The organism is Diaphorobacter sp. HDW4A, assembly GCF_011305995.1.
GTDB lineage: Bacteria > Pseudomonadota > Gammaproteobacteria > Burkholderiales > Burkholderiaceae_C > Diaphorobacter_A.
Genome location: NZ_CP049910.1, coordinates 2,373,148 through 2,385,550, shown reverse-complemented (window position 1 = coordinate 2,385,550; position 12,403 = coordinate 2,373,148). Strand labels below are relative to the sequence as shown.

Here is a 12,403-nt window from a genome sequence, read left to right as displayed (position 1 = left end):
TGTGCTCCTCATCGGCTACCGCGCCGGGGCAGCGTGCCCGTGGCCGCTGGCGGCTTTTCAACGATCCGTGAGCGCGGCACATTCAGCGTGTCGGCTGCCCCGACGGACGCCTCCACCTTCGGCGCGCGGCTGAAGTCCACCACCGGCTCATCGGGATACAGCCGCGCCATCGCCTCGGTGAAGGCGCGATTCCAAGCGAGCGAACGTTCGACATCCGCGTGGAATGCGCGGGCGAACATCTCCGCATACCGCCGCCGCTCGCTCTCGTCGCGGGCATGAATGCCCAAGGCCTCGATGGGCGAGAGGTTCTCCACCGAGAACGACTTGCGCGGCCCCTGCAGCAGCACGCGGGCGCGGATCATCTCGTCGACACTCAATCCCCAGATGGTGGCGCTCAGCGTCTCCGTGGCACTCAGCCGAGTGGCAGAGCCGTCCTGCGAAGCCACGGCACTGGCGGCCTCCTGCACTTTGCGCTGCGCCGTAGCGGCGGTGGCAGTCGCCCCTTGAGCATTCGCGCTGAACGCCACTCCAAATTGAAGGCCCACCACTACGAGGCATGTAGAAATAGTGCGGTTCATCAGCGCTCCTCTCCGGCGGTCAGCTTGATGACCCTGCCGTTGCCCACGTCGAACGAGGCACTGCGCTCCTTCACACTGGCCTCGCGAAGGGTCACGCCGTTGACCGAATCCCCCGGCTGCAGGACGACCGTGCGCTTGTCTGTTGGATCCCCGGTGATCACCATCACCGACGGCTTGCCATCCCACATGTCGACCGACAACACGCGTCCGTTGTATCGAGGGGCCTCCTCGATCACTTCCTCACGTGGCTCGGACTCCGGCTTTGGCGTGCGAGGCAGAACACGCTTGGCCGTGTGAGAGGCGAACTTCGTCGTCTTGACCGTCTGCGGATGAGGCTGTGGTTGCTCCTGCGGAGCAGTAGACAGCTTGTCCTTGAGCCTCTGGAGTTCCTCCTCCAACGTCTTGATGCGCACGTCCTGCGTGTCTGGCACGGGGGCGATGACGGAAGCCTTTGGCGACGGTTCGGTCACGATGGGCGCGGCGGGGATTGCCTCCTCGCCCAGAGTCGTCACCGGATCAGGAGTAGAAGCTGCAGACACCGGAGCATCTGACACTGGGGCAGCGGTTGGTTGTCCTAGTACAGACGCTGCGATCTGTGGTGCAGCCAAGCCAGTATCGACCGAAGATTCTGGCTCGACGGTCGCACCGGCTTCCTCCGGCAATGCGGCGGTGGCTTCGGGTACCGTCACGGCTGCAACCACTGATGCAGCGTTAGGGTGACCTGACGAATCGCCCGACAGCTTCGTCTTCGCCATGGCAACGACCGTCGACACTGCGGAGCTGATCGCGGTGCGGATTCGGCCCTCCATACCCGGAAACCTGTCTGCCGTGATCGCGTAGCCACCCCAGGCGCATCCCAGCAACGCCACCAGCAAAACCAAACGACGGGACTTGTTCGGAACAGGCCGGGCAACCGTCATCCGAGGTTCCGCGCGCACCGCCTGCGCCGGAGCAGTATGCGTAGGCTTGCGGCCTGCATGGGCCTTGGTGTTTGCCGACTTCGTGAACAGCGAACTCCAGATGCCTGGCTCCGACTTGCGAGGCTTCTCTTCCGTGAATTGCGGTTGCGCCGTACGTTTGAACTCCGGTACAAATTCCTGCAGATCCTCCAAGGGACGCTGGTCTGCCTGCACCTGCTCAGACAAGGAGACCGTATCCAGCATCGGCTCTGGCACATCATTCACAGGCTGCACATCCGGCCACGGTGGAGTCATCTGCTCTTGCGCATTCATCATGGCTTCACCACCTGTTGCGTCAATCGCGAGGGGATGGGTGCGCGACGAATGGGCTGGACGATTGGGGCAGTCGGGGCGGGCGCGACGGACACAGCGGAAGAGGGCGGTGCCACCAGCGCAAACCACAACTGCCGGTGAACGGGGTCTTCCTTCCAGTTCCAGGAACTGCCCACAAGCGTCTGCAACACATCACGCACGCGATACGTGCCGATCCGCCGCTGCGACTCAGGCAATGACAACGCAAGGAATGCGACCGCGTCCGATCCCAGCTGGGCCTTGTCCAGTACCCACCCCGTGCGCATCAGCGTGTAGTTCACGGCATCGCCAACCGTAGCCACCGACTGCCGAGGAAAATTCAGCTCGACAAACACGTCAAGCGGCTCGATCTCGCTATCCGAAGGACGGCTTGCCTGCGTGCTGTACTGACCGATGCGGACCTGCGAGCCCTTGTCGTAGGTATCACCCACCTGCTGCGCGTAAGCGTTGGTCTGCGCCACCAGCACTGCCCACGTGAGTATTGAAAACCCGATCCAACGCATAGCCATCCTTTGCAAAATCACTGAAGGCAGTTTTGCGAAAGGCAACGCAGATGTCGCGACGAAACCTCGGGGCACGCACCACGAGGTTTACGCTTGACAATCAAGATTGGGGTGTGCTAACCGAGCATCGGCAGTGAGCAAAGGCGCTTCAAACCGAAAAGGAAAAGCGCGCTCCAGCCGGGGCGGCTGTCGTACCGGCAAAGGCTCTCTACAGGTCAGGGGCCCTATTCAAAGGGCCGCTGCTCACCTCCAAATTTCCGGTGAGCAGCGGGAAATGGCCTACGGGGACGGGAAAGGGCGCTCTACGGGCTACGACCAGAATGCAGGCGAGGGCGCCTGCATTCTGGTCAAAGGCGCTGGGGCAGTTTCATGTGAACGATGAATGAGGCATGTCGATGTTCGGCCATAGCGGTCAGCTCCCGACCCCAAGCGGTCCTGCAGACAAGACTCGCAAAGCTGTCATCTATGATGTATGAAGTTCACTAGGCACGGGCCAATTCCAAGCTCAGTTATAACGAATTCGCTCACGGACTTGGTCCAGCAACCGTGTAGCGCGCAACACAGGAGGGGAGGCGGGTTTTATGGCTGAATTTAATACTGTGTTTATATACAGTAAAACTGCAGAGAATCCAGTCTGCAATACCCTACCCGCGGTTTTTTCGTACCAATTTAGACCGCACGCGCGAGAGATGGCATGCGGCTTGGTGCGGTCTACATTACGTTAGCAACGCAATCTTATTGATAAAAATGAGCTCTGAATCTTACCAAGCAATTGATGTAAATGTTCCGTGGATTTTCATCCCTCTGGGCCACGATGATGCGCTAGGGATATGTCTATGGATAAGGCGTCATTACCCTTCACCAGAAGCGGATGGGGCTCTAGCATCTGACTGCGAAACTGCTATCAAGGCAGCCTTCGAGAAATTAGGGCTTGAATACAACACCGATGCATTTGGTGATATAACCATGAAGGACCTGCGCCTATTTGCTGGAACAGATGGTATAGCAGTGCCCGAAACGTGTTTTATCGATCCTCCTGCAGAGGTAAAGCGAATTGATAATCCGATCAAACCACTACAGACTCAACTTTCAAGTTAATAAGCTACCCCATCGGTCAAGCCGACCCACCCAAGGCGATCGGCTTACCTCAGTCGTTAGAAAATCTGTGTCCAGTAATTTTCGAAAAGAATAATGGATAAATATCAAGCACTCTCTCTTGGAATGTCTGCTCTTGCTTTGGCAGCCTCAGTTGCCACCGGCTATGTTCAATACCAAATAAGACAGGACACTGTCGAGGAAAGAGTAAAGATTGAACTAAAGATGGCGCAGGATGAACACCCATTAAGTCCATTGGATTTACGGATGATTAGCGGAGTAGAGGAGCGGGGGCTACTTGAATCAGCCATCCTGGTAACAAATATCGGAAATACACCCATAAAAATTCTTGAGGTTGGGTATCAGGATTTTGATTTGCCAAAACATGCTTTTTACTCAGGCCCAAAGGATGCAAAGAATCTATCCCCCGGGGAGCAAGCGATATTTAAGATCGCAGATCTTCTTAAAATCCAACGTCAGCTCATTGATGACATCAGGTTAGGCGATGAGAAAAATGCAAAAATATTCGCCATCTCCACAAAAGGGAATCGATTCGAGGCACCTGCAATTATTGAGGTTGCCAAATAATAGAGCATTTATTTAAAAATCGATGGAATTACGATTTTCTAAAATTTCGTCGAAGCCGACCGCCTCCGGCCTCGGCTGAACTTAGATCGTTGAATGTCTGCTTCTTGATCCCACCAGCGGCGGCTCATGGCCGACAGTGACAGGCTGGACGCGACCCAGAGCCGCCATCCAGCTAGAAGCTCGAAAGCCGTCACTCGTTGTTTAGCATGGTTAAAAAACTTCTATTTCCTGGAGCCCATGTCTCGCAAATGTCATCAACAGTACCAATTTAGGCCGCAAGCGCCAGATATGGCCTGGGGCTTGGTACGGCCTACATTACGTTAGATCTACTCTCAGATTAAAAGGATCAAATGAAATACCCCGGTCAGCCGAAAAAACCACCTAGTTGGTATAGGGATAGAGGCCAGTCACACATAGAGAAGGCGTTTTCTAGCGAGCTAGGTGACTTGGCTGATGCTATTGAACGTGAACACTGGTTTGGCGACGCCAACAATCACAGCCGCTATCGGGTTGATTTTTTGTTGAAGGATGTCCGCTTGATAGTTGAACTGGATGGTCACGAGTACCACTCCACGAAAGAGCAACTTGAAAAAGATGCCTTGCGTCAACGTTACCTGTCCCGCGCAGGATATACAGTGGTGCGCTTCACCGGGAGAGAAGTCAACAGAGCACCTGCCGACTGCGTTGCGGAAGTTGGGGAGATCTATAGAGAACGTATGCAGCGCGCTCCTGCTAAACACCGCGTGATGTATATCGACTACCCCTTCTTTGTTCGCGAATCAACGAGGGCCCTGAAGCTCTACAGGGAACTGTATCCTACTAAAGACCTTTCGCGGGCATCCCTTGAGGTGTTTGTGCCTTATGCTGTCGAATGGCTTCACGAAAAATCGTTTATCACTGCGTTTGTATTTCTCCCGCCTGAATATGCTCATAAAATAGAGCACTTGGACGGATACGTTAAGGAGTACGATAAGGGTGAGGTGAGGATAAATCTCATGGAAGACGAGCTATATTCCTTAGAACTCGGCTCTCATATGCAAAGCTTCTCCCATTTGTTCGATGAGTTTTTCTTGGTGGCGGACGATCCTGTCTATGTGCATCCGTTACGTTCGGTTTTGCCAGAGGAATTCGCCGAGGAGCGGCTTGGGGCTTACACGCTCAAGTATCTTGCTAACGGAAAGCTCTTACGTCTAGGTAATCACGAAACGTCTTTCGCTGGTAGCGATTTGGCTCATGTCCGCTGGCAAGACGTTTGCTACGCCATTGGCTCTTCCATGGGGCTTTCGCTCTACGAACTTTAAGCGTGTTAAAGGATTGGTCGAAAGTGGGGCGACGGGCTTTGCGCGCTTCTAACCATTCTATTGAGCCAATGCCCAAGCGGCTTTGCAGCTCGCCCCTTCATGTCAAACGTTGAATGTCTGCTTCTTGTTTCCATCAGCGACGGCTCATGGCCGCAAGCGTCAGTTCACGGCCCTTCGCAGCTACCAGAACCTGCGCCGCCAAGCAAGCGAGAACCCAACGTCAGTTCACCTGAGGTTTGCGCTTGTGGCATCTGTGGTCACTTCCCTAAAGTGACCGCACCATGTCCTCATCTGATTCCCACCCACCGTGCCTGCAATCGCAGTTCAAAGCACATGAACCAGCGCCCGAGTTCCCGCATTTCGGACGCGATGCGCTCGACCGCAATCATGCGCTGTACATCATCATCGAGCACCTGAATGCGCTGGGCCTCCGAGACTGGGTCCCGCGCCTGACATCCTGGCTGGCCCAGTACGATGGTCTGGAGCTGTATGCCGAAGAGGAGGAAGACCAGCATGTGTGCATGCGGCAACTCCTGCTCAGGCACCGCACGCGCATCGGCTCCCCTCCAAACGAGTCTGCAGAGCAGACCCGATGCAAGATCGTCGAAGACATCATGCGCCTTGAGTTCGTGCGCTACCGCGCGCACTGGGGCAAGGATCTGGTTGCCGACGCCCACTCGCGCCTGTGGAATCCGCTGGAGCAAAGCTGGTTCAATTTCCTGCAGGACGGTAATCCCGACGATCCGCGTGAGGGACTTCACATCTGGATCATGGGCACGCTCCCACGCACCAAGCAAGAAGAGCTGCGGGCATTTCTTCTGCACTCGGCAGACTGAGCGCTGCTGCAGTGAAGATGCCTGCGTGGCTCGGCCGTGTCAAAGCGCTGTGGCAGCTTGCGTCATCTGCGGCTGGCAGCTCATCATCGTCCATCGACTCATCCGGGCGTCCTCATCCCGGCGCATCCTCGGTTGAAGTACCATCATCAGTCACGCCGGTCGAGTCATCCATCCAGATCGCTGGCCGGGAACAAGGATGGCTGCGTGTGCTGCGGGCCGAAGATCTCATTCAGATGGTTCAGGCGCAAAAGGCCGTGCGCCAGATGTGGCACCAGTCTCGCTTGGCCCAACCCGTATTCGAGCGGGACTTGCTTCCTGCCATCCATCGCTACGCCGAGTACGTCCAGCTCATGCCTGCGTCCGAGGCGCACCATCACGCCCACGCGGGCGGGCTGCTTTCGCACACGCTGGAGATGGTGCTTGCCGCGATGACCTGGCGCAACGGGCATTTTCTGCCGACGAGCGCACCGGTCGAGCAGATCGATGCCGAGCGCGATCAATGGACGTATGTGGTGTTCTTCGCCGCGCTGCTGCATGACATCGCCAAACCGATGACCGATCTGCGCATCCTCTGGCGCGGCGGAACGATGAGCGAGCCACTGCGCTGGAAACCCATTGCCGGTTCACTGGCTGAAGTGGGCGATGGACGCGCCCAACTGGAATACCGCGTCGAATTCGAGCCCAAGGTCGCACGGGACTACCAGGCACACAGCCGATTGGCGCTCACGCTGCTGTCGCAGATAGCACCGGGCAGCGCACTCACGTTTCTGTCGCGCACCCCGCACGCATTTGATGCGCTGACGCAGTATCTCTCCGGCACCAAGAGCGGCTTGCTCGCCGAAATCATTCAGCGAGCAGACCGGGCGTCGACCAGCAATGCGCTGCTCAAGGGCAACAAGGCGAGGTTTGCGACTGCCAACGCCGTCCCGTTGGTGGATCTGCTGATGCAAGCCGTCAAGACCATGCTCGTTTCCGGAACGGAGTTGCCGCTCAATCGCAGCGGCGCTGCAGGCTGGGTGTTTGACGGCTCCATCTGGTTTGTGGCCAAGCGGCTGGCCGACACAACGCGTGCATGGATCAAGGCCCACGCACCTGAAGAGTCAATTCCCGGCGAAGCCAAGAATGACCGGCTGTTCGACACCTGGCAGGAATACGGAATCCTGCAGGCCAACCCGCACACCGGGCAAGCCATCTGGCTGGTTCAGGTGATCGGCCAGGTTCAGGAGAGGGGGGAGGGGCAGGGCGCCAGCGGGCAAGAGGAAGAGGGCGGTGGCACGCCGACAGATGAAGCAGCGCACCAGTACAGCCACAACTTGTCGATGCTGCGGTTTCCGCTGAACCGACTTTACGAGGATGCGTCCCGGTATCCCCCGGCCATGGCCGGAAAGATCGTGGTCCGGCAAAAGCGTGAAGCAGATTCGCCCGGTGATCAGGATGCAGAACAGGGAACAGGAGCTGAAGCAACGCAAGAAGCAATGTCTGCAACGCCATTGGAATCTGAAGCAATCCCAACCAAACCAGCCAGCCAACCGGCTGGAACATCTGGCCAGCCTTCAGGTGCCCATCCTGTTCCAAGACCATCTGGACCCAAAGCTGCAGGGCTGCCAGCACCGAGCTTCAACAAGCCCAAACCCAAACCTGGGCCAGAGCAGCCATCCGCCAGACCTGTGACAACACTGGCACCCACAACTGCCGCAAATCCGGGCGGTCAGCAATCTGCCGCAATCAAGTCATCTCCCGAGAAACGCAAGGTGCAAACACCGTCAACGACATCGTCACAAAACAGGGACGACGACCGCGACAACCGCCATGACCCGGTGTTTCCACCTCTGGAGCAAGAGGTTGATGGCTTTGACGCGACGGATGATGAATGGCTGGATCCAGAGGATGAATCTCAATATGTTAAATATAAACGTAACGAATCATCGATATCGAATATCACAAAACAACCATCGATTGCACCAGTAAAGCGCCCAGCACCAACCCCCGCCAAGACTGCGGCAAACGTGGCTGCATCCAGTCACCAGGAAGCTGCGCCAATGCCTTGCGATGGCTCTTCGCAGATCCCTCCAGGACTGGCAGAACAGCTGCTTGCATCAACACCGATCTCCAGAGCCACTCCAGCCAACCAAGCCGCCAACAAACGACCTTTGGAAGCCTGCGCGCAACCCACAAACTCCGCCAAAGCACAGCGCCTGTTCACCCGTCAGGAAGCTGGCGCAGGCTCGAGCAGCGGCACGACACCGGTCGTACTCACACCGAGCCTTCCAGCGTTGCCACATGCAACGACCGCCAAGAAGAAGGAACCCAGCGAAACAGCTCTGGGCTTCATCCAGTGGGTTCAGCAAGGCTTGGCCAGCCGGGAGATCAAATACAACGAAACAGGAGCTCCTGTGCATTTTGTGGAGGAAGGCATGGCACTCGTGTCGCCCGTGATCTTCAAGATCTACGCACACAGCATCGGCCCTGAAGAAGATGCTGATGCGATGGGCCTGCAGGTCCAGCGCGAAGTCATCAAGGCCGGATGGCACCGCATGGCCGCAGCCTCCGGCAGCGGCAAAGTGAACATCCTTCGCTACCAGGTGATAGGCCGCGGCAACGTCGCCGTGGCCAGGTTGTCTGCCGTGGTTCTGCTTGATCCGGATCGCTTCGTTTTACCCGTGCCGCCAGCCAATCCGGTGCTCAAACTGGAGAACGAACATGCTCTTTGATCTGGATGGCTATGTAACACGCTGTCGTTGTTTGACACGTTCCTGTCAGCGTGATAACGTCCAAAAAAAGGTGCAGTTCCATTCATTTCAAAGAGTGTGACGGGCCAATGTGGGCGGAAATACAGGCGTAGAGCGGGTATTTCCACTGGGAATTCACTGGATTCAAGAAGCGTAAGTGCGGTGAAGCGATCTTCATAGCAATTAGATACGATGTATATTATGTTAAATATCAAATACAGAGATCAGGCCTTCGTGTGAAGGCCTTAAGTCCATCCGCCATCTTCATCCCCCAACGTTGATTCCCCCTGGACTTCCGCAATTCCAGAATTCAACCAGCGATGCGATGCACCGCTAAGCTCATAGCGCTCGATCAAACACATTCACCCACTTGGCGGCACGCGAAAGTTTTCCGTGATGCGCTGCTCGGCTCGGTCCAACCAATTTGAGGCTTGGGCAACCCAGCGCAGCCACCACGTCGAGACCTTGTCGCGTTCGCGAGGCTCGCAGTGTGAGATGGTGTTTTTGCCCAACGGATCGCCGCTTTGGCAGTTCGGAGGTTTGCTGTCGTTTTCCATAGGGTTTCAATGCTCTGCGTCCGGATACCATCTGTAAAGTTGAATTGACTGACTATTAACATCAGAAAAGCTGATGCGTAACCTAAACCTCGACCAACTTCAAACCCTGATCGCCATTGGGGATCTGGGAACCTTTGCGGCGGCTGCGCAGGCGCTGCATCTGGCCGCGCCTACCGTCAGCCTGCATATCAAGGAGCTGGAGACGCGACTGGACGCCGCGCTGCTGGTGCGTGGTCGGCGGCATGCCGAGCTCACGCCTGCCGGGCGGGCATTGGTGGATGAGGGGCGCAAGCTCCTGCTGGCGAGCGACGATCTGATGGAGTTGGTCAAGCGCCGCGCTACGGGGCGTGAAGGCGTGGTGCGCGTGGGAATGTCCGCCGGGGTCAGCACGCGCTTGTTGCCGCTGATGCTGGAGACGTTGATTTCAAGAAGTCCCGGCGTCGAAGTGCGCCTCGAGGCTCTTGGTACGGGCGAGTCGATCAAACGGCTGCAGGCGGGGGCGCTCGAGATTGGCATCGTCGCCAGCCCGCAGGCGGCCTCTGCCGAGGTAAAGATGATTCCGTGGCGCAACGATCCTATGGTGGCGGTGCTGCCCTCCTCCTGGAATCCTCCCGAGCGCATCACTCCCGCGTGGCTGGCAAGTCGGCGCTGGGCCTCGTTTGCTCCAGCGACGCAGATGCATGGGTTGATTTCAAGCTGGTTTGCGCAGGCGGGTCAACGGCCGCGACCATTTCTCACGATGAGCTATCCGGGCGCGCTGATCAGCATGGCGGTGGCTAGCCAAAGCGCTGCGTTGTTGCCACTGGAAATCGTTGACGAGCAGCAACTGCCCGAGCATCTGGTGATCCGCCATCTGTCGCCGGCACTCATGCGTCCGATGGCGATTGCGCATCGGGTGACTACGCATCCCAATCCTGCTGTCGAGAGCGTGCTTGCGGTGATCACTGAATACGGAAACTGAGCGCTGCATCCGCTATGCTGGCCGCCATGGATTCGCAGACGTGGATGGTCTTCATTGATGGCAGCGCCCTGCCCAATCCCGGCAAACTCGGCATTGGCGGGGTCGTCTACGCGCCAGATGGCTGCGTGGATGCGTTCAGCGTCCCGTTGCCGCGAATCGGCTGCAACAACGAGGCCGAGGCCCGTGCGGCTATCCATGCATTCGAGTGGCTGCTTGCGAAAAAGGCCCGCCATGTATGGATGTATACGGACAACAGCATTCTGGCTGCGCAGTTGAGCCTAGCGGAGCCCAAGCAAATCGAACGGCTTGCCGCTGTCTATGACAAGGCGCGAACGCTGGCGAAGCGCTTTGACAGCATGCGGGTCAGTTGGATCCCCCGCCACAAGAACCCGATTGCGGATGCTTTGGCGCGCGGGGATTGGGAAGGCGCAGGATTTGGCGCCGTCGAAGCTACGGCCTTGGCCTGAGCAACTGGCTCCTGCCTTCGACTTTTGGCCCACCGCTTCCCCTCTTGGCGGTGCTTTGTGGCTGAACTGCGCTACGCGCGCACTTCTTGCACGTTTCATTTGCCTTTTACCTGTACGTCTCTTAAATTACCAACGATAAATGAAGATTATCGCCATCTCATGGCCATTTGTGTAATAAACAATACATACCACATATTAAATATGACAATTCTGCCAGTTTTCACACTACAAACCTCGGGCTTGGGACTTTCTCCACTGCTGGATCCTCAAAAGCTGTCCGAAATCGCGTCTCAGGCCGTAGAAGAACTGCTTCGCGAAGGTGAATCGGCCAATACGCTGGCAAGTTACCGCAGCGCGCTGCGCTATTGGGCTGCTTGGTACCAACTGCGGTTTGGGCAGGCCATTGCCTTGCCCTTGCAGCCGAGCGTGGTGATGCAGTTCATCGTCGACCACGCTCAGCGCACTACGGCTGGTGGGTTGCAGCACGAGCTGCCTGACGTGATCGATGCGTTGCTGGTGAAGTTGAAATTCAAAGGCAAGACCGGCCCGATGACGCTCAGCACACTAACGCATCGCGTGTCGGTCCTATCCAAGGCGCATCAGCTGCGGCAGCTGGACAACCCCTGTCAGGACGCGAAGGTGCGGGAACTACTCTCCCGAACGCGCCGGACGTATGGCAAGCGAGGCGATCTGCCACAGAAGAAAGATGCGCTCACGCGCGAACCGCTGATGGCCATGCTTGAGACCTGTGACGCCAGCATGAAGGGTTTGCGCGACCGCGCCCTGCTGCTCTTTGCCTTTGCAACGGGCGGCCGCAGACGCTCGGAAGTCACCAGCGCCGAAATGAAGCACCTCAGACGCACCGGTGGCGACGCATATGTGTTCACGCTTGCGTTCTCCAAGACCAATCAGACCGCCGCAGATCGCCCTGAAAACCAGAAGCCCATCGAAGGCAAGGCTGCCGAGGCGCTTCAGGCCTGGCTAGGAGCCTCAGGTGTGGTGGATGGACGCATCTTTAGAAGGGTGGGGAAAAGCGGAACCTTGGGTGGCCCCCTGTCTCCATCGGCTGTGCGCGACATCGTCAGGTACCGCGCCGAACTGGCTGGGTTGCCTGACAGCTACTCGGCCCACTCGCTGCGCAGCGGCTTCGTGACCGAGGCCGCTGCGCAGAACGTGCCACTTGCGGACACCATGGCGATGACCGGGCACCGCAGTGTGGCGAGTGTATTGGGCTACTTCCGCCCTTCGGGCATGAGCAAGGCGGCCAAGTTACTGGATTGAGACGGTTTTGAGCATCGGAATCGGCAGGAACGGACGCGGTAGCGAACAGCGTGAAAAGCTCAGTCGCGCACGTACCTGATCACCGCGCAAGCAACGTATATCAATCAATCTCAAATTCAGCGGATTTGTGTTGTTTTGCGTTCCTGCGACCTGCGAATTCACCTATTTAGGGGACATACAAACTCTTGCTTACCTGATGTAATTGATTGTTAACTGAATCGACCGCACACGTGCCG

General features: G+C 57.3%; 11 protein-coding genes. 8 read left to right on the top strand and 3 right to left on the bottom strand.

Going from position 1 to position 12,403, the window contains the following annotated elements; translation table 11 throughout:
• Positions 1 to 8: 8 nt before the first annotated feature.
• Genes G7047_RS10710 through G7047_RS10700 form a run of 3 tightly spaced genes read right to left on the bottom strand, consistent with a single transcriptional unit; the run spans position 9 to position 2,358 of the window.
• Positions 9 to 578: a hypothetical protein gene (locus tag G7047_RS10710; RefSeq protein ID WP_166304766.1), complete on the bottom strand. Its 570-nt coding sequence runs from the start codon at positions 576 to 578 to the stop codon at positions 9 to 11.
• Positions 578 to 1,813 (bottom strand): hypothetical protein, encoded by a 1,236-nt coding sequence (locus G7047_RS10705; protein ID WP_166304764.1) that lies wholly within the window; start codon positions 1,811 to 1,813, stop codon positions 578 to 580. Before G7047_RS10705 ends, G7047_RS10710 begins: the two co-directional genes overlap by 1 nt.
• A complete protein-coding gene (locus G7047_RS10700) occupies positions 1,810 to 2,358 on the bottom strand; it encodes a hypothetical protein (RefSeq protein WP_240939443.1) in 549 nt (182 codons plus the stop codon). The genes G7047_RS10705 and G7047_RS10700 overlap by 4 nt, the downstream gene beginning before the upstream one ends.
• Positions 2,359 to 3,099: 741 nt before the next feature.
• Between G7047_RS10700 and G7047_RS10695 the strand changes: the two genes are divergently transcribed.
• The 8 genes from G7047_RS10695 (at position 3,100) to G7047_RS10660 (ending at position 12,167) form a co-directional block, all read left to right on the top strand.
• Complete coding sequence (locus tag G7047_RS10695) at positions 3,100 to 3,450, top strand: hypothetical protein (protein WP_166304762.1); 351 nt, start codon at positions 3,100 to 3,102, stop codon at positions 3,448 to 3,450.
• Between the two features lie 93 nt (positions 3,451 to 3,543).
• Positions 3,544 to 4,035, top strand: coding sequence for a hypothetical protein (locus G7047_RS10690; RefSeq protein ID WP_166304760.1), 492 nt, complete (start codon positions 3,544 to 3,546; stop codon positions 4,033 to 4,035).
• 350 nt (positions 4,036 to 4,385) lie between these two features.
• Complete coding sequence (locus G7047_RS10685; RefSeq protein ID WP_166304758.1) at positions 4,386 to 5,336, top strand: endonuclease domain-containing protein; 951 nt, start codon at positions 4,386 to 4,388, stop codon at positions 5,334 to 5,336.
• Between the two features lie 281 nt (positions 5,337 to 5,617).
• Positions 5,618 to 6,172: a hypothetical protein gene (locus tag G7047_RS10680; protein WP_166304756.1), complete on the top strand. Its 555-nt coding sequence runs from the start codon at positions 5,618 to 5,620 to the stop codon at positions 6,170 to 6,172.
• Positions 6,173 to 6,189: 17 nt separating this feature from the next.
• Positions 6,190 to 8,883, top strand: a complete 2,694-nt coding sequence (gene mobH / locus G7047_RS10675) for a MobH family relaxase (RefSeq protein WP_166304742.1) — start codon at positions 6,190 to 6,192, stop codon at positions 8,881 to 8,883.
• A 648-nt stretch (positions 8,884 to 9,531) separates the two neighbouring features.
• Positions 9,532 to 10,419: a LysR family transcriptional regulator gene (locus G7047_RS10670; RefSeq protein WP_166304738.1), complete on the top strand. Its 888-nt coding sequence runs from the start codon at positions 9,532 to 9,534 to the stop codon at positions 10,417 to 10,419.
• Positions 10,420 to 10,445: 26 nt separating this feature from the next.
• A complete protein-coding gene (locus G7047_RS10665) occupies positions 10,446 to 10,886 on the top strand; it encodes a ribonuclease HI family protein (RefSeq protein ID WP_240939442.1) in 441 nt (146 codons plus the stop codon).
• A gap of 201 nt (positions 10,887 to 11,087) precedes the next feature.
• Positions 11,088 to 12,167, top strand: coding sequence for a site-specific integrase (locus G7047_RS10660; protein WP_166304731.1), 1,080 nt, complete (start codon positions 11,088 to 11,090; stop codon positions 12,165 to 12,167).
• Positions 12,168 to 12,403: the final 236 nt, after the last annotated feature.

Coding starts and splice junctions, on each gene's coding strand:
- mobH (WP_166304742.1), top strand. CDS start 6,190: ATGCCTGCGTGGCTCGGCCGTGTCAAAGCGCTGTGGCAGCTTGCGTCA.
- G7047_RS10660 (WP_166304731.1), top strand. CDS start 11,088: ATGACAATTCTGCCAGTTTTCACACTACAAACCTCGGGCTTGGGACTT.
- G7047_RS10665 (WP_240939442.1), top strand. CDS start 10,446: ATGGATTCGCAGACGTGGATGGTCTTCATTGATGGCAGCGCCCTGCCC.
- G7047_RS10680 (WP_166304756.1), top strand. CDS start 5,618: ATGTCCTCATCTGATTCCCACCCACCGTGCCTGCAATCGCAGTTCAAA.
- G7047_RS10670 (WP_166304738.1), top strand. CDS start 9,532: ATGCGTAACCTAAACCTCGACCAACTTCAAACCCTGATCGCCATTGGG.
- G7047_RS10685 (WP_166304758.1), top strand. CDS start 4,386: ATGAAATACCCCGGTCAGCCGAAAAAACCACCTAGTTGGTATAGGGAT.
- G7047_RS10695 (WP_166304762.1), top strand. CDS start 3,100: ATGAGCTCTGAATCTTACCAAGCAATTGATGTAAATGTTCCGTGGATT.
- G7047_RS10700 (WP_240939443.1), bottom strand. CDS start 2,358: ATGGCTATGCGTTGGATCGGGTTTTCAATACTCACGTGGGCAGTGCTG.
- G7047_RS10690 (WP_166304760.1), top strand. CDS start 3,544: ATGGATAAATATCAAGCACTCTCTCTTGGAATGTCTGCTCTTGCTTTG.
- G7047_RS10705 (WP_166304764.1), bottom strand. CDS start 1,813: ATGATGAATGCGCAAGAGCAGATGACTCCACCGTGGCCGGATGTGCAG.
- G7047_RS10710 (WP_166304766.1), bottom strand. CDS start 578: ATGAACCGCACTATTTCTACATGCCTCGTAGTGGTGGGCCTTCAATTT.